The 15,935-nt window shown below is 68.3% G+C and carries 15 protein-coding genes; 5 read left to right on the forward strand and 10 right to left on the reverse strand.

What is annotated here, in order from left to right:
* Positions 1-44: 44 nt before the first annotated feature.
* From ACSVC7_RS13305 to ACSVC7_RS13330, 6 genes are all read right to left on the reverse strand, one after another.
* Positions 45-2,384: an Orn/Lys/Arg family decarboxylase gene (locus ACSVC7_RS13305; protein WP_448204711.1), complete on the reverse strand. Its 2,340-nt coding sequence runs from the start codon at positions 2,382-2,384 to the stop codon at positions 45-47.
* A 51-nt stretch (positions 2,385-2,435) separates the two neighbouring features.
* Complete coding sequence (locus ACSVC7_RS13310; protein ID WP_448204710.1) at positions 2,436-3,005, reverse strand: GNAT family N-acetyltransferase; 570 nt, start codon at positions 3,003-3,005, stop codon at positions 2,436-2,438.
* An 84-nt stretch (positions 3,006-3,089) separates the two neighbouring features.
* Positions 3,090-3,278, reverse strand: coding sequence for a hypothetical protein (locus ACSVC7_RS13315; RefSeq protein WP_448204709.1), 189 nt, complete (start codon positions 3,276-3,278; stop codon positions 3,090-3,092).
* Positions 3,279-3,354: 76 nt separating this feature from the next.
* Positions 3,355-3,990, reverse strand: coding sequence for a uracil phosphoribosyltransferase (upp, locus tag ACSVC7_RS13320; protein WP_448204708.1), 636 nt, complete (start codon positions 3,988-3,990; stop codon positions 3,355-3,357).
* Positions 3,991-4,013: 23 nt separating this feature from the next.
* On the reverse strand, positions 4,014-5,216 hold the full coding sequence (locus ACSVC7_RS13325) for a URC4/urg3 family protein (RefSeq protein WP_448204707.1): 1,203 nt from the start codon (positions 5,214-5,216) through the stop codon (positions 4,014-4,016).
* Positions 5,213-6,472: a GTP cyclohydrolase II gene (locus tag ACSVC7_RS13330; RefSeq protein WP_448204706.1), complete on the reverse strand. Its 1,260-nt coding sequence runs from the start codon at positions 6,470-6,472 to the stop codon at positions 5,213-5,215. Before ACSVC7_RS13330 ends, ACSVC7_RS13325 begins: the two co-directional genes overlap by 4 nt.
* A 201-nt stretch (positions 6,473-6,673) precedes the next feature.
* Here ACSVC7_RS13330 and ACSVC7_RS13335 point away from each other — a divergent pair, with 201 nt between their 5' ends.
* Genes ACSVC7_RS13335 through ACSVC7_RS13345 form a run of 3 tightly spaced genes read left to right on the forward strand, consistent with a single transcriptional unit; the run spans position 6,674 to position 9,657 of the window.
* Positions 6,674-7,462, forward strand: coding sequence for an SDR family oxidoreductase (locus tag ACSVC7_RS13335; RefSeq protein WP_448204705.1), 789 nt, complete (start codon positions 6,674-6,676; stop codon positions 7,460-7,462).
* A gap of 33 nt (positions 7,463-7,495) precedes the next feature.
* Positions 7,496-8,845, forward strand: a complete 1,350-nt coding sequence (pabB, locus tag ACSVC7_RS13340) for an aminodeoxychorismate synthase component I (protein WP_448204704.1) — start codon at positions 7,496-7,498, stop codon at positions 8,843-8,845.
* 2 nt (positions 8,846-8,847) lie between these two features.
* Complete coding sequence (locus tag ACSVC7_RS13345; RefSeq protein ID WP_448204703.1) at positions 8,848-9,657, forward strand: aminotransferase class IV; 810 nt, start codon at positions 8,848-8,850, stop codon at positions 9,655-9,657.
* Here the strand turns inward: ACSVC7_RS13345 and ACSVC7_RS13350 are convergent.
* The gene (locus ACSVC7_RS13350; RefSeq protein ID WP_448204702.1) at positions 9,648-10,328 is read right to left on the reverse strand and encodes an SDR family NAD(P)-dependent oxidoreductase; all 681 of its coding nucleotides are present in this window, start codon (positions 10,326-10,328) and stop codon (positions 9,648-9,650) included. The genes ACSVC7_RS13345 and ACSVC7_RS13350 overlap by 10 nt on opposite strands.
* Before the next feature lie 106 nt (positions 10,329-10,434).
* Here ACSVC7_RS13350 and ACSVC7_RS13355 point away from each other — a divergent pair, with 106 nt between their 5' ends.
* Entirely contained in the window at positions 10,435-11,343 is a 909-nt protein-coding gene (locus ACSVC7_RS13355) for a LysR family transcriptional regulator (RefSeq protein WP_448204701.1), read from the forward strand.
* Between the two features lie 217 nt (positions 11,344-11,560).
* Here ACSVC7_RS13355 and uvrB read toward each other — a convergent pair whose 3' ends face one another.
* Positions 11,561-13,699, reverse strand: a complete 2,139-nt coding sequence (uvrB, locus tag ACSVC7_RS13360; RefSeq protein ID WP_448204700.1) for an excinuclease ABC subunit UvrB — start codon at positions 13,697-13,699, stop codon at positions 11,561-11,563.
* Positions 13,700-13,800: 101 nt separating this feature from the next.
* Positions 13,801-14,673, reverse strand: coding sequence for a branched-chain amino acid aminotransferase (locus ACSVC7_RS13365; RefSeq protein ID WP_448204699.1), 873 nt, complete (start codon positions 14,671-14,673; stop codon positions 13,801-13,803).
* A 139-nt stretch (positions 14,674-14,812) separates the two neighbouring features.
* Between ACSVC7_RS13365 and ACSVC7_RS13370 the strand changes: the two genes are divergently transcribed.
* The gene (locus ACSVC7_RS13370; protein ID WP_448204698.1) at positions 14,813-15,325 is read left to right on the forward strand and encodes a MarR family winged helix-turn-helix transcriptional regulator; all 513 of its coding nucleotides are present in this window, start codon (positions 14,813-14,815) and stop codon (positions 15,323-15,325) included.
* A gap of 381 nt (positions 15,326-15,706) precedes the next feature.
* Here ACSVC7_RS13370 and ACSVC7_RS13375 read toward each other — a convergent pair whose 3' ends face one another.
* Complete coding sequence (locus ACSVC7_RS13375) at positions 15,707-15,916, reverse strand: cold-shock protein (protein WP_448204697.1); 210 nt, start codon at positions 15,914-15,916, stop codon at positions 15,707-15,709.
* Positions 15,917-15,935 lie beyond the last annotated feature (19 nt).

Raw genomic sequence — 15,935 nt, forward strand, 5'->3', positions numbered from 1 at the left:
CCCTCTCCCATCGGTGATGGGAGAGGGGCTGGAGTCGGCGTCCCTCACTCCTCCCGGACCACATAGGTGTAGAAGCGGGTCGAGCCATCGGCTTCGACCTCGCGGTACAGGCCCTGGATCTCGTTGTCGAATCCGGGGAAGCGGTTGGCGCCGTCCTGGAAGACCTTCAGGTAGTCGATCATCGGCTTCGCGCGCTCGTCCAGCCGCTCGCCCGGTACGATGGTCGCGATGCCCGGCGGGTAGACCACGAACAGGGTCGTGGCGATCCGGCCGGCCACCCGGTCGATGGGCAGGTAATCGACGTTGTTGCGCACCAGATGCCGCACCGCCTCACGCGGGGGCATGACCATCTCCGGCAGATGCTCCGGCTGGAAAATGCGGCGCTGAAGCTCGCTGGTCCCGCGCTCGCGGTAGAAGGCGTGCATCGCGTTGCACAGGTCGCGCAGGCGACGGCCGGCGTAGCGCTTGGGCCGGCGGTTCACGAACTCTGGAATCACGTCCTCCAGCGGCGCGTTGTCGTCGTGCAGCCGCTTGAAGGCGACCAGCGCGCTGAGCAGCGTGCCGGCCTTGCTCGATTCCACGCCCGGCGTCAGCAGGAAGAGGATGGAGTTCAGGTCGTTCTTCTCCGGCACGATCCGGTTTTCGCGCAGATACTGGGCGAGAACCGGCGCCGGAATGCCGTGATCCTCGTAGGCTCCAGTCCGCCGGTCGAAGCCGGGAGTCAGCAGGGTCAGCTTGTTCGGGTCGGTCATGGCGTAGCCCGCCTCGACCCGGCGGAAGCCGTGCCAATAAGCGCCGGGCTGGAACTCCCAATGGCGGACATTGGCGGCCAGCTCGTCGGTCGGCGCGTCCTCCCAGGCCATGTCTTCGTCGTCCACCGTCACGCGGTCGGGGACGAAGGGGTCGAAGAACCAGCGGCGGGCGGGATCGGCCTCGCGCTCCTCGAACTCCTTGCGGATGGCGCGGAGCTTCTTGCGCAGTTCGATGCCCAGCCTGATCGTGTCGTCCCACAGCACCTCGCCGGAGCGGCCCTTCATCATCTGCGCGCCCACGTCCAGCGACGCGAACAGCGGGTAGAAGGGCGAGGTGGAGGCGTGCAGCAGAAAGGTCTCGTTGAAGCGGCGATGCTCCACGCGGCGGCGCTGTCCCTTGATGTGGCTGTCCTTCACATGGATCTGCGACGCCTGGGAAAAGCTGGCGAGCTGCTTGTGCGTGGACTGGGTGGCGATGATGCCCGGATGCCCGTCGTGCAGGCCCTCCAGCCCCATGGCGAATCGGCCCTTGAACAGCGGGTGGAACTTCAGGAAGCCCGCCCAGGCCTCGTCGAACAGGATGTAGTCGCAGAGGTGGCCGATCTTGGCCAGGATCGCCTCCGCGCTGTAGATCGTGCCGTCATAGCTGCACTGCTGGATCACCGCGGCGCGGAAGGGCCGCTCCCGCTTCCAGGCGTTCGGATCCCGGACCAGCGGGTTGCGGCGGATCTTCTCGCGGATGCGTTCCTCGTCCAGCGCCTTGGGATCGATGGGGCCGATCAGGCCGTAGGCGTTGCGGTCGGTTTCCAGAAAGATCGGGATGCCGCCGCCCAGGAACAGGCTGCCGTGGTGGGCGGCCTTGTGGTTGTTGCGGTCGAACAGCACGAGATCGTCTTCCGCCACCAGCGCCGACAGCACGATCTTGTTGGAGGCCGAGGTGCCGTTCAGCACGAAGTAGGTCCGCTCCGCGCCAAAGATGCGCGCCGCCTCCTTCTGCGCCTGGAGCGCCGGCCCCTCATGGACCAGCAGGTCGCCCATCTCCAGCACGGAGTTGTCGATGTCGTCGCGGAAGACGGCTTCGCCCAGATGCTCCACGAAGATGCGGCCGATGGGGCTGCGGCTGTAGAAGATGCCGCCGTTGTGGCCGGGGCAGGTCCACAGCTGGTTGCCCTCTTCCGCGTAATCGACCAACGCGCCGAAAAAGGGCGTCTTCAGCGTGTCGGCATACTGCTTCAGCCGGCTGACGAGATTCTTGGCGATGAACTCCGGCGTTTCTTCCGCCAGGAAGACGTAGCCGTCCACCTGGTTCAGCACGTCCACCGGGATGTTCTCCAGCCGCTGGCGGCGCACCAGCAGGATGATCGGCATTTCCAGCCCGCGGCGGCGGGCCAGCGCGATCAGGGAGGCGGTCTTGCCGTCCATGCCGCGCTTGCCCCAATCCACGACCATGCAGCCGATGGCCGCGTCCGTGCGGATGGCGAGTTCGGCGTCCTCCACCCGGCGCGCCCGGATCACCTCGAAGCCCAGCCGCTCCATCTCGGCGGTGATCTGCTGAAGACGGACCCCTTCCAGCTCATCGGCGTCGAAGGCCGGCGCGCAGACCAGGAAGGTGAAACGGCGAAAGAACTCCATGCCTGGTCTCCAGGTTCGAATGGCGTGAGGAAAGGAAGGGGAAAGCGCGGGTCAGTCGCCGGCCATGACGAGGCCGCCCAGATGGTCGTCGGGCAGGATCGTGTCGGAGGGGCCGAGGGCGCGCTGCATGAAGACGCTGTCGGTCCAGCGCCCGAACTTGAATCCGACCGACTTCAGGATGCCGGACCGCGTGAAGCCGCAGGCCTCGTGCAGGCGCAGCGAGGGGGTGTTGGCGCTGTCCACCACGGCGATCATCTGCCGGCAGCCGGCGGCGGCGCAGGCGTCGATCAGCGCGGGCAGCAGGCGGCGCCCGATCCCCTTCCCGTGGTGGTCCTTGTGGACGTAGATCGAATGCTCGACCGTGTAGCGGTAGGCCGGGCGCTTGCGGAACTGCGCGGCGTAGGCGTAGCCGACGACCGTTCCGCCGATGTCGGCGACGAGGTGCGGCAGCCGGCGCTTCAGCATCGCCTTGCGCCGCCGCTTCAGCTCCTCCGGGTGCAGGGGTTCGATGTCGAAGGGACCGAGGCCGTGCTGGATGTGATAGCTGTAGATCTCCAGCATCGCCGGCACATCCTCCTCCGTGGAGGGGCGAATGCTGATGGTCGGGAACGTGTCGAGCACCGGGTCCTTCCTCGCGCCTGAAGAAACGGCAACGCGCCGGAGCGGGACCTTACCCGACAGCCATGACAGGCGTATGACGGTGACCTAAGCTGTCGCCTCGCGTTCGATCAGCAGCATGTCCTCGTCGACATGGAGGAAGGATCCCACCTCCAGGTCGCCGCGGGCGATGGCGTCGTTGATCATGATCTGCGCGTCGGCGAGCGTGATGGGCTCGCCGTCATAGAAAGAGCGGCCGTCGGCATGACGGATGATGCGGTACGTGGCGGTGACCATGTCTGTCCCCTCTTCAGACACAGCGGAAACACAACGAAGCGGCAACACAACGGAAAGGGGAAACGTTCCGCGCCGGTTAGCGCGTCCCGTACAGCCGGTCGCCGGCATCCCCGATGCCGGGCAGAATGTAGCCGTGCTCGTTCAGTCCCTCGTCCACCGACGCGGCGTAGACGGGCACGTCGGGATGCTCGTCGTAAAAGCTGCGCAGGCCCTCGGGTGCCGCCACCAGCACGGCCAGCTTGATGGAGGCGGCACCCGCGTCCTTCAGCCGATGCACCGCTGCCGTCGCCGTATGCCCCGTCGCCAGGATGGGATCGACCAGGATGACCAGCCGCTCTTCGATGTCCTCGGGAACCTTGAAGAAATACTCGACGGGGGTCAGTGTCTCCTGGTCGCGGTAGAGGCCGATGTGGCCGATGCGGGCGGAGGGCAGCAAGGTGCGCATGCCGTCCAGCATCCCCTGGCCCGCCCGCATGATCGCCACGAGGCACAGCTTCTTTCCGGTCAAGATCGGCGCGTCGAAGCTGGTCAGCGGCGTTTCCACCGGGCGGTGTTCCAGCGGCAGGTCGCGCGTCAGTTCATAGCCCATCAGCTGCGACAGCTCCCGCATCACCTCGTTGAAGCGGGCGGTGGGCGTGTCCTTCCGCCGCAGCAGGGTCAGCTTGTGCTGGACCAGCGGGTGGTCGATCAGGGTCAGCGTCGGGATGGGCATGAGGGTCGTTTCCTCCGCGCAAGTCAGAACACGGTGCCGTCGCTGCGGATGCGGATCGGCGGGCCGCCGTCGGGGCGCAGCCGCCGGGCGATGACGCGCCCTGCCGTCCAGGTCCCGCCTTGCAGGACCTTGGCGAGCGGAAAGTCCTCCGCCGGCACGCCGAGGCGCGCGCGCACCTCGTCGGCCAGCCGGTCGAGCAAGGCCACGGTCAGCGCCCGCCACTCCACCACCGCCTCGTCGCCGACCTCCAGCGGTTCAGCGAGGATTCGGGGCTGCTTTGGGACTAGAACGCCGGTGTCCACCAGCAGTCCGCCGTTGCGGTATTCCGGCAGCCCGGTCAGCCGGTCCAGCCCGGTGACGCGGATGCCGGCGTCCTCCAGCGGCTCCACCAGCGAATAGCTCAGCCACTGCGACAGCTTGTGAAAGGGTACCAGCCCACCGACCGAATGCCGCCAGACGTCGCCCAGATTGACGCCCTCCAGCACGATCCGCCCCGGCCAGATCGGCCCCAGCCCCCGCAGCACCGCGTCGAGAATCACGGAGGCCGCCAGCATCCCGTCCACGGCCTGGGCCTTCAGCGCGTCGTAGAGGTTGCCGACCCGCCCCGGAGCGCCGAACAATTCCGGCATTGCTCTCAGCGCGTCGCCCAGCCGGCGCAGCAGCGCCGCCCGCCCCTCCAGCCCCACGAGCGGGTTGTCCGCCGTCACCTGGAATCCCTGCGCGAGGTCGTCCGCGCCGACGCTGGCCAGCGCCGCCGCGTCCGCCCGCAAGGGCTGGCCGGGCTCTTTGGAAAAAGCCCCCGCCCGGAACAGGTCGAAGCTGGCGATGGCGAGCCCTTCCGACCGTGCCAGCTCCACCCCGCCCGCCTCGCGGTAGCGCCAGCGCTCCCCGGCCCCGGCGTCCAGCAGCACGCTGGTCACGACAAGGTCGAAGCGGATGCGCGCCACCTCGTCCCGATCGGCGTCCAGCCCCGCCGCCAGCGTCGCCCAGCGGTCGTCCCCCGCCACGACGAAGTGCCGCCAGCGGCTGTGGTAGGGAACCTCCAGATCCGGATAGGCCTCCCGCGTCACCTCCGCCACGAGGTCGGCGGCGGCGCCCAACCGGTCCGGCCGGACCTCGAAATAGGCGAGTGCACCCCGTTCGGCTTCGGCGAGCAGCGCGTGCGCGCGCTCCCGCACCGCGTCGGCGGACAGCAGCCACGCAACGTTGTCGGACGCCGCGCTCAATCCTTCAGCCCCCGGCCCTTGGCGGTCGCCAACTCCTCCGCCGTCGGCACGATCGGGGTGAAATAGCCGGCGGCCTTCTTGGCGTCCATCTCCACCTTGGCGTCGTCGGGGATCAGATCGTCGGGGATGGGGATCTGATCGACGATTTCGATCCCGGCGCGGCGGATGGCGTCGGACTTCATGTTGCTCATGGAGACCATGCGGTCGATGCGCGTCACGCCCAGCCAGTGGAAGACGTCGGGCATCAGCTCCTGAAAGCGCATGTCCTGCACGCCGGCCACGCACTCCGTCCGCTCGAAATAGGCGTCGGCACGATCGCCGCCGGGCTGCCGCTTGCGGGCGTTGTAGACAAGGAACTTCGTCACCTCGCCCAACGCGCGCCCTTCCTTGCGGTTGTAGATGACGAGGCCGACGCCGTTGTCCTGGGCGGTGCGGATGCACTCCTCGATGCCGTGCGTCAGGTAGGGGCGGCATGTGCAGATGTCGGAGCCGAACACGTCCGACCCGTTGCACTCGTCATGCACCCGGCAGGCGACCTTGCGCGCCGGGTCGGCTATGGCGGCGATGTCGCCGAAGATGTAGACGGTCAGCCCATTGATCGGCGGCAGAAAGACCTTCAGGTCGGTCCGCGTCACCAGTTCCGGGAACATGCCGCCGGTGTGCTCGAACAGGCCGCGGCGCAGCGCGTTTTCGGTGATGCCGAAGCGCTTGGCGATGCCAGGCAGGAACCACACCGGTTCGATGGCGATTTTGGTGACCCGCGCGTCGCCGCCCGGCAGCAGGATTTGCCCGTCGGCGGACAGCCGGCCGGCGGCCATGGCATCGGCCAACTCCGGCATCTTGATGCGGGCCTTGGTGACGGCGATGGTTGGGCGCACGTCGACGCCGCGGTCCAGATGCTCGCCGAAGACCTCGCTGACCATGTGGCCGAAGGGGTCGAGGGAGACGATCTTCTCCGGGTCGAACCATTGCGGCTGCGGCGCCACCGTCTCGGCCGGCGCGGTGTTGGTCAGGTCCGGAACGTGATAGGCGCTGAGCTGCCCGGCCGCCACCGCCAGCGCCCGATAGACGGCGTAGCTGCCGGCGTGCGCGCCGATGGCGTTGCGGTGGGTGGGGTCGGAGAGCGACGCCACCACCGGCCCCCGCTCCGCGGCCGTGCCCGCCCCCCAGTGCACCGGCGTGTAGCGCGGCTTGGCGCCGCCGGGGTGCGAGGCGAGGACGATGTGTCTTTGCGGCTGGTTGCGACGGCTTTCCATGCGGACGCCTCTCGATGCCTCTCCACTGCGACAGTCTGACACAGCTTCATCGCGCGGGAACACCGAACAATGGGCCGACTCCGGATGGGCACCCTCGGCCGAACCGGCGTGCCGGCCTATGACGGCCGGTTCCCCGGCGTGCGCGAAGCCTGTATGAAGGGGCCGGTCCTTTGCGCATTGGTGACCATGACTGGGGTGATCATGACTGGCTCGTCCCTTCCCTCTCTGTCCGCCTTCTCCCTGGAGGGCAAAGTCGCCCTGGTCACCGGCTCCGGGCGGGGCCTTGGCCTGGAGATCGCCCGCGCGCTCAGCGGGGCCGGCGCGCATGTCCTGCTGAACGGCCGCGACACGGCGCGGCTGGACGAACAGGCGGAGCGCATCGTGGCGGCCGGCGGGCGTGCCTCCATCCTGGCCTTCGACGTGGCCGACCGCGCGGCGGTGCGCGACGCCTTCGCCCGCATCGGGCGGGAGTACGGGCGCCTCGACGTGCTCGTCCAGAACGTCGGCCAGCGCAACCGCAAGCCCCTGGCCGACTTCTCCGACGACGAGATTTCCTCACTGCTCGACGTCGATCTGGCGTCGGGGCTGGTGCTGGCGCGGGAGGCGGCGCGGCTGATGCTGCCCCGTGGGACCGGCCGCCTGATCGCCGTCACCTCCATCGCCGGGGGCCATGTCGCCAAGGCCAACGACGCCGTCTACAGCGCCGCCAAGGCCGGCCTGACCGGCATGGTGCGGGCGCTCGCCGTCGAGTACGGCCCCCACGGCCTGACCAGCAACGCCATCGCCCCCGGCTTCTTCGCCACCGAGACCAACGCCGGCATCGTCGGCGATCCCACGCTGTCGGCCTATTTCGAGGGCCGCACCCCGCTCCGCCGCTGGGGCCGTCCGGAGGAGATCGCCGGAGCCGCCGTGTTCCTGGCCTCCGACGCCGCGTCCTACGTCAACGGCCACGTTCTGGTGGTCGATGGCGGCGCGACGATCCAGATGTAACGCAGCGCGCGCTTTTCAGGACGATCCGGCGCCATGCTGGCGATTCCCATTTCCTGCTCCGACCCCGCCGCCGCCTTCCGCCGCTGGGCCGCCCAGCCCTGGGCCATGCTGCTGGACAGCGCTGCCGGCCATCCACGGCACGGGCGCTTCAGCTATATCGTCGCCGAGCCGTTCCGAACGGTGGAGTCTGTGGACGGGCGGGTGTTCGTCGACGGCGCGGAGACGGCGGGCGATCCCTTCGACGTTCTGGCCCGCGAACTCGCCCGTCACGCGGAGCTTGGGACGCCCGGGCCGGTCCCCTTCACCGGAGGCGCGGTCGGCTTCATCGGCTACGAGGCGGGGCTGCGGCTGGAGCGCCTGCGGTCCCGGCACGGAAATCCCGGCGGGCAGCCGGACATGGCCTTCGGCTTTCACGACGTGGTGGCCGCCTTCGATCATGCGGAGCGCCGCGCCTGGGTGATCGCCGCCCGACCGGAGGCCGAAGGCCGCGCCCGCGCGATGGCCCGGCACCTGTCCGAGGCTCCACCCCCGCCGGGCGGTCTCGCGCCGTCCTCCTGGCATTCGGAACTGTCGCGCGCCGACTATCTGGAACGGGTCGGACGCGTGCTGGACTACATCAGGGCCGGGGACATCTATCAGGCCAATTTCACGCAGCGTTTCCTGGCCGATCGCCCCACCAGCCTCGACGACTACGCCCTGTACGAGCGGCTGCGCGCGCTGAGCCCCGCCCCCTTCGCGGCCTTCCTGAACTGCGGCCCCCGCCTGCGCATCGCCAGCGCCTCGCCGGAGCGGTTCATCCAACTGGCCGCGACGGGAGAGATCGAGACGCGCCCGATCAAGGGCACCCGCCCCCGCCACGCCGACCCGATCCAGGACGCCGCCGCCGCCGCCGACCTGCGGGCCAGCGAGAAGGACCGCGCGGAAAATCTGATGATCACCGACCTGCTGCGCAACGACCTCGCCCGCGTCGCGGAGGTCGGCAGCGTGAAGGTCCCGGTCCTCTATGGGCTGGAGAGCTTCGCCAGCGTCCACCACCTCGTCTCCGTCGTCACGGCGCGGCTGCGGACGGGGCTTGGCCCCGTGGATCTGCTGCGCGCCGCCTGTCCTGGCGGGTCCATCACCGGCGCCCCGAAGATCCGCGCCATGGAAATCATCGACGAGCTTGAGCCCGCGCGCCGGGGCGCCTATTGCGGGTCGGTCGCCTGGATCGGCTTCGACGGCGCGATGGACAGCAGCATCGTCATCCGCACGCTCTCCATCACGCCGGACGCGGTGGTCGCGCAGGCCGGTGGCGGCATCGTCGCCGATTCCGACTCGGCCGCCGAACATGAGGAAATGCTGGTCAAAGTGCGCCCGCTGCTGCGCGCGCTGGAGGGGAGCTAAGCATGGTGGTGTGGCTGAACGGGCGCCTGCTGCCCGCCGACGAGGCGCGGATCGACCCGGCCGACCGGGGCTTCACGCTGGGCGATGGCCTGTTCGAAACGATCCGTGTCGGCGGCGGACAGGCGCGCCATCTCGACCGGCACCTCGCCCGTCTGGAGGCGAGCGCGGCGGTGCTCGACCTGCCGATCCCCTACGGGGTGGCGGTCCTGGCCGGGGCGGTTGCGGACCTCATCGCCGCGCGAGGCTTGGCCGAGGGCACGCTGCGGCTGACGCTCTCGCGCGGCGTCGGGGCGCGCGGCGTGCTTCCCCCCGCCGAACCGCATCCGACGGTGCTGATGACGCTCGCCCCGGCGGCACCGCCCGCCGGTCCGGTCGAGGCGGTGATCGCCCGATCCACGCGACGCAACGAGCACTCGCCCCTGTCGCGGCTGAAGACGCTGAACTACCTGGACGCCATCCTGGCCCGGCAGGAGGCGGCGAAGCGGAGTGCTGGAGAGGCGTTGCTGCTCAACACCGCGGGACGCCTCGCTGAGGCCAGCGTTGCCAACCTGTTCCTGGTCATGAACGGCCACCTGCTGACCCCGCCGGTGTCGGAAGGCGCCCTGCCGGGCATCCGCCGCGCCCTGATCCTGGAGCGGTGCGGGGCCGAGGAGCGGCCCGTCACCGTCGAGGATCTGATGCGGGCGGACGAGGCCTTCCTGTCGAACAGCCTCGGCCTGCGCCCTCTCCTGTCGGTCGATGGGCGGCCCATCGGGTTCGGGGAGACCGGCCCGGTGACCGCCGCCCTCGCCAGAGAGGACCATCACGCGTAGGTGAGTTCCGGCTTGCGGTCCTCCGCATGCGGGTTGACGTGCAGCTCCCAATAGGCGTCCGCGACCGTCGCCGGGGCGAAGCGGCCTTCCTCGGCCAGATAACCGCAGATGGTGACGATGGCCGTGCGGATGCTTTTGGGCTCCAGCTCCTCGGCCAGCGTCGCGGTGAGGTTGCGCAAGGCCGCCTTGCCAGCGCTGAGGGCCGCCATCTCCGCATAGGGGTAGAGCGCGAAACCGCCGCCGGTGAACAGGACGCTGCCGCCCCCGTTGGCCTCCAGAACCGGCGCCACGGCCTGGGCCGCCGCCAGGGGCGCCACCACGTCCACCACCAGTTCCTGCGCGAAGCCCTGCGGGTCAAGCTGCAACGGACGGCTCGGCCGGATCGCGGCCGCGTTGTAGATCAGCGCCTTCAGCGGGGAGATCGCCGAAACGGCCTGCCGGATCGTGGCGCGCAGCCCGTCGAGGTCTGCCGCGTCGGCGGCGAAACCGTGCGCGGTGACCCCGAGGTCCGTCAACTCCTTGACGAGCGGCGCGAGGTGATCGGCGGAACGCGCGATCAGCGCCACCTCGCCCAATTCACGCCCGAACTTCCGGGCGAGCGCCTGCCCGAGGCCGGGACCGGCGCCGATGACGATGGCCGACTGCTTTGTGGTCATCTGCTTGGTGGTCATGGTTGCTTCCTCCTGCAAACTCGGCGTCGCGCCGAACACCCGTGGACAGTGCGGCCGGGCGGAGGTATTTGTCTAAGCGGCATTCTGTATAACGACTATTCATACTATGAATATACGGTCCATCGACCTGAACCTGATCATCGCTCTGGCCGCCCTGCTGGAGGAACGCAACGTCTCGCGCGCGGCGGACCGGATCGGGCGCAGTCAGCCGGCGACCAGCAGCGCGCTCGCCCGCCTGCGCGAGATCTTCGACGACCCGCTGTTGGTGCGCGACGGCAAAGGCTACCGCCTGACCCCGCGCGCGGAGGAGGTGCGCGTGCACGCGGCGCGCGCCTTGGCCGCGCTGACGGCCACCTTCCAGGGCCACGAGGATTTCGACCCGGCGACGGCGGAGATGGTCGTCCGCATCGCCGCCAGCGACTATCTGGCGGCCGTGCTGATGCCGCGGCTGATCGCCACGCTCGGCCCGGTCGCGCCGGGAATTGACCTGCGCGTCGTCGCGGCCGACCGGCATTCGGCCATCGCGCTGCTGCGGGAAGGCAAAGCCGACCTGTCGCTGGCCGTGACGGACGACCGCGCGCCCGAGGTGCAGAGCCTTCCGCTGTTCGAGGAGGAGTTCGCCATGGTGACCCGCCCCGGCCACCCGTACCACGACGGCCCGCCGACGCCGGAACGCTTCACGGAGCATCCGGGCCTGCTCGTCTCCCAGGCCGGCGACGGGACCGGCGTCGCCGACGAATGTCTCGCGCGGCTGGGGCTGAAGCGGCGTGTGGCCGTGACCGTCGCCCATTTCCTGCTGGCGCCGCAGCTCGTCGCCGGCAGCGATCTGGTGTTGGTCATCGGACGCCGGGTGGCGGAGACGGCAAGCGCCAACCTAAACCTGCGCGTGTCGCCCCTGCCCTTTTCCATGCCGACCTTCACGGCCCGGATGTTCTGGCACGCCTCCACCGACAAGTACCCGCCGCTGGCCTGGGTGCGGTCGCTGATCGCCGGGCTGGATCTGGCCGGCCGCTGACGTGCTAGGGCATGCACACCTATTGGTTTGTGGCCCTTCTCCCCTTGGGGGAGAAGGGTTGGGATGAGGGGTCGTTACGCCCGGAGGGCGGATATTGATTTCCGGCCGGCGTTCGCCGGCGCCACCCTCACCCCAACCCCTCTCCCCTCAAGGGAGAGGGGCTTTCTAGCGCCGATTCAGTCACTTGCCGTGCTTGCAAGATTTATCAGCGAACCACTCAGCGCCTCGCCCGGCGGCCCTGCTTCTTGGGTGCGCCTTCCGGGATGCCGCGACCCTGGCGGGCGGTGCTGATGCCGATCCTGCCGGGTTGCTCCAACCCGAGGTCCATGGCTTCCAGCCGGCGCAGTTCGTCGCGCAGGCGCGCGGCCTCCTCGAACTCCAGGTCGGCGGCGGCGGCCTTCATGCGCTTTTCCATGTCGGCCATGACGGACTTCAGGTTGTGGCCAACCAGTTCGTTGGCGTTCAGGCCGGTCTTGACGGTGACGTGGTCGCCGCGCTCGTAGACGCTCTCCAGAATGTCGCCGATGGCCTTCTTCACGGATTCCGGCGTGATACCGTGCTCCAGGTTGTAGGCTTGCTGCTTCTCGCGGCGGCGCGCCGTCTCGTCGATGGCGTACTGCATGCTGCCGGTGACCCGATCGGCGTAGAGGATCGCGCGACCCTCCACGTTGCGGGCGGCGCGGCCGATGGTCTGGATCAGCGAGGTCTTGGAGCGCAGGTAGCCTTCCTTGTCCGCGTCGAGAATGGCGACCAGCGAGCATTCGGGGATGTCCAGGCCCTCGCGCAGCAGGTTGATGCCGACCAGCACGTCGTAGGCGCCCAACCGCAGGTCGCGAATGATCTCGATGCGCTCCAGCGTCTCCACGTCGGAGTGGATGTAGCGGACGCGCAAGCCCGCCTCGTGCATGTACTCGGTCAGCGCCTCGGCCATCTTCTTGGTCAGGGTGGTGACCAGCACGCGGTTGCCCTTGGCGACCACCTGCTTGCACTCGTGGATCAGGTCGTCCACCTGGGTTTCGGTGGGACGGATGATGACCTCGGGGTCGATCAGGCCAGTGGGGCGGACCACCTGCTCGGCGAAGACGCCGCCGGTGCGCTCCATCTCCCAGTTGCCGGGAGTGGCGGAGACGAAGACCGTCTGCGGGCGCATGCCCTCCCACTCCTCGAACTTCAGGGGACGGTTGTCCATGGCGCTGGGCAGGCGGAAGCCGTATTCGGACAGGGTTTCCTTGCGCATGCGGTCGCCGCGGTACATGCCGCCGATCTGCGGCACCATGACGTGGCTTTCGTCCACGATCAGCAGCGCGTCGCCCGGCAGATATTCGAACAGCGTCGGCGGCGGCTCGCCCGGCGCCCGGCCGGTGAGGTAGCGCGAATAGTTCTCGATGCCCGCGCAGGCGCCGGTGGCTGCCATCATCTCGATGTCGAAGGTCGTGCGCTGCTCCAGCCGCTGTGCCTCCAGCAGCTTGCCCTGCGCGTTGAACTCCTCCAGGCGGAGCTTCAACTCGCGCTTGATCTGCTCGATGGCCTGGTTGAGCGTCGGCTTGGGCGTGACGTAGTGGCTGTTGGGGTAGATGCGCACGGCCTCCAGCGAGGCGATCTTCTCGCCGGTCAGCGGGTCGATCTCATGGATGCCCTCGATCTCGTCCCCGAACAGGGAGATGCGCCAGGCGCGGTCCTCCATGTGGGCGGGGAACAACTCCACCGTGTCGCCGCGCACCCGAAACAGGCCGCGCCCGAAGGCCGCGTCGTTGCGCTTGTATTGCAGTTCGGTCAGCTTGCGCAGCAGATCCGGCAGGGCGACGACCTCGCCCTTGCGGATGTCCACGGTCATCTCCGAATAGGTCTCGACCGAGCCGATACCGTAGATGCAGGACACGGACGCCACGATGATGACGTCGTCGCGCTCCAGCAGCGCCCGCGTGGCCGAGTGGCGCATGCGGTCGATCTGCTCGTTGATCGAGGATTCCTTCTCGATGTAGGTGTCCGTGCGCGGAACGTAGGCTTCCGGCTGGTAGTAGTCGTAGTAGGAGACGAAGTATTCCACCGCGTTGTTCGGAAAGAAGGACTTCATTTCGCCATAAAGCTGCGCCGCCAACGTCTTGTTGGGCGCCAGCACCAGCGTCGGGCGCTGGATCTTCTGGATGACGTGCGCCATCGTGAAGGTCTTGCCGGAGCCCGTGACGCCCAGCAGCACCTGATCCTTCTCCCCGGCCTTCAGACCGGCCATCAACTCCTCGATGGCGCGCGGCTGGTCGCCGGAGGGCTTGAACTCCGACACCAGCTCGAACCTCTTGCCGGCCTCCAGCTTGGGGAGGGACTTCTGCGGCATCACGGAAAGAACGGGGCTGGCCATGGAGCGCTCGCGCAAGGAGGGGGCGGGTACGGAACGAGAACCGAGTATATGGCCCGCACCCACCCCCCTGTCGAGCGTGGACGTGTCCGTTGAAGGGCGGCTTACGCCCGCACCGCCGCGTCGTAATCGCGCACCAGCACCTCGCACACTTGGCCCGACGTGAAGCGGTGCTCGCCGATCTGGCCGACGGGGGTGACCTCGGCCGCCGTGCCGGTCAGGAAGACCTCCTGGGTGTTGGCGAGTTCGTCCGGCTGGATGTGCCGCTCGATCACCTCGATCCCGCGCTTCTTCGCAAGGTCGATCACCGTGCGGCGGGTAATGCCGTCCAGGAAGCAGTCGGGCTTGGGGGTGTGGATCTTGCCGTCCATCACCAGGAACAGGTTGGCGCCCGTCGCCTCCGCCAGATAGCCGCGGTAGTCGAGCATCAGCGCGTCCTGGTAGCCCTTGGCCTCCGCCTCGTGCTTGGACAGGGTGCAGATCATGTAGAGGCCGGCGGCCTTGGAGGCGGTGGGGGCGGTGTCCGGGGCCGGGCGGCGCCAGGGCGCCCACATCAGCTTGATGCCGGCCATCTTCGCCTCGGGGCTGAAGTAGCTCGGCCACTGCCAGACGGCGATGGCGACGTGGATTTTGGACGACTGCGCGGCCACGCCCATCATCTCGCTGCCCCGCCACGCGACCGGGCGGACGTAGGCGTCGGTGAAGCCCATCGCCTTCACCGTCTCGTTGGTCGCCGCGTCGATCTCCGCCAACGAATAGGGAAGCTCGAAGCCGAGGATGCGCGCGGAGGCGGCAAGGCGCTCGCTATGCTCGGTCAGCTTGAAGACCTTGCCGTTGTAGACGCGCTCGCCCTCGAAGACGCAACTGGCGTAGTGCAGGCCGTGCGTCAGAACGTGCAGGTTCGCCTCGCGCCAGGGCACCAGCGCGCCGTCGTACCAGATCACGCCGTCGCGGTCGTCGAAGGGAAGGATGGACATGGCGTTTCCTACCTTGTGGGATCCCATTTTCGGGACTTCGTTGCGGAAATCGTTGCGCAGCGCCCTTGTTTCAGGCGGTTTGTTCGTTTATGTCTGAGTCACTGACCCATTTGTAACGATTCGCACCGATCACGTCAACATGGCTGACATAAAAGCAGGCGTGAACCAGCTGTTCCTCCGTGAGGAAGAGCTGCGCACGGGCATGGAGCTTCTGTTCTATGCATACAGGGAGTTCACGGCCGAGCCGGACGAGATCCTCGCGGAAATCGGCTTCGGGCGGGCGCACCACCGCGTCATCTACTTCGTCGGGCGCTACCCGAAGATCACGGTGTCGGAGCTGCTGGCCATCCTGAAGATCACCAAGCAGAGCCTGTCGCGCGTGCTGGGGGAACTGGTGCGGCAGGGCTTCATCCAGCAGCAGACCGGCGTGCGCGACCGGCGGCAGCGGCTGCTGGAGCTGACCGAAAAGGGCGTGGAGTTGGAACGCCAGCTGTCCGAAACGCAGCGGCAGCGGATCGCCCGCGCCTACCGCATGGCCGGGGCGGAGGCGGTGGAGGGCTTCCGCAAGGTCATGCTGGGAATGATGGACGAAGAGGACCGGCAGAAGTTCGCGCCGCCGGCGCCGGCCCGGCTCGCCGCCGTGAAGCGGTAGGAGCCGGGCGGCAAAACCCGCCTATTCCTCTCGCGGAGCAGCAGGGGCAGCGGCGGGCTCTGTGGAGGGCGCGGCCGGGGTGTCCGGCGCGTCCGTCTTGGCGCCGGCCGCCGGGGCGCCCCGGCGGCGGAAGGAGGTCCGCTTGTAAACCACGCTGTCGGAGGAACCCGGAGGGCATTGGACGATTTTGCCCCCCCTGGAAAGGAACTCACGGGTCATGGAGTCGAGCTCGTTCCGATCCGCGTTGCGGTTATCGGATGTCATGCGTGCCTCCTGTGATCATCATCGTACCCAGGGACGCCCTGCGCCGTCCGGCGGATGTTCAAAAAAGCCGCCTTTTTCAAAGCGGCTTTGAAAAGCCTGATCGTGAAAGACGTCCGTTCACACGGCCTTCAGGTTGGCCGCCGCGCTCTTGCCCTTCTTCGGGTCGCGCTGCAGCTCGTACGACAGCTTTTGCCCCTCGTGGATGTTGCCGATCCCCGACCGCTCCACGGCGGACACATGGACGAACACGTCTTCCGTGCCGTCATCGGGTTGGATGAAGCCGTAGCCCTTGGTGGTGTTGAACCATTTCACGGTTCCAGTAGCCATCAAGCAGTTCCTTGAACGC

Source organism: Azospirillum mesophilum, assembly GCF_053470405.2.

Bases quoted from the DNA above. Each gene is read 5' to 3' on its own strand.
- ACSVC7_RS13305 (WP_448204711.1), bottom strand. From the start codon at position 2,384: ATGGAGTTCTTTCGCCGTTTCACCTTCCTGGTCTGCGCGCCGGCCTTC.
- ACSVC7_RS13315 (WP_448204709.1), bottom strand. From the start codon at position 3,278: ATGGTCACCGCCACGTACCGCATCATCCGTCATGCCGACGGCCGCTCT.
- upp (WP_448204708.1), bottom strand. From the start codon at position 3,990: ATGCCCATCCCGACGCTGACCCTGATCGACCACCCGCTGGTCCAGCAC.
- ACSVC7_RS13330 (WP_448204706.1), bottom strand. From the start codon at position 6,472: ATGGAAAGCCGTCGCAACCAGCCGCAAAGACACATCGTCCTCGCCTCG.
- ACSVC7_RS13335 (WP_448204705.1), top strand. From the start codon at position 6,674: ATGACTGGCTCGTCCCTTCCCTCTCTGTCCGCCTTCTCCCTGGAGGGC.
- pabB (WP_448204704.1), top strand. From the start codon at position 7,496: ATGCTGGCGATTCCCATTTCCTGCTCCGACCCCGCCGCCGCCTTCCGC.
- ACSVC7_RS13345 (WP_448204703.1), top strand. From the start codon at position 8,848: ATGGTGGTGTGGCTGAACGGGCGCCTGCTGCCCGCCGACGAGGCGCGG.
- ACSVC7_RS13350 (WP_448204702.1), bottom strand. From the start codon at position 10,328: ATGACCACCAAGCAGATGACCACAAAGCAGTCGGCCATCGTCATCGGC.
- ACSVC7_RS13355 (WP_448204701.1), top strand. From the start codon at position 10,435: ATGAATATACGGTCCATCGACCTGAACCTGATCATCGCTCTGGCCGCC.
- uvrB (WP_448204700.1), bottom strand. From the start codon at position 13,699: ATGGCCAGCCCCGTTCTTTCCGTGATGCCGCAGAAGTCCCTCCCCAAG.
- ACSVC7_RS13365 (WP_448204699.1), bottom strand. From the start codon at position 14,673: ATGTCCATCCTTCCCTTCGACGACCGCGACGGCGTGATCTGGTACGAC.
- ACSVC7_RS13370 (WP_448204698.1), top strand. From the start codon at position 14,813: ATGGCTGACATAAAAGCAGGCGTGAACCAGCTGTTCCTCCGTGAGGAA.
- ACSVC7_RS13375 (WP_448204697.1), bottom strand. From the start codon at position 15,916: ATGGCTACTGGAACCGTGAAATGGTTCAACACCACCAAGGGCTACGGC.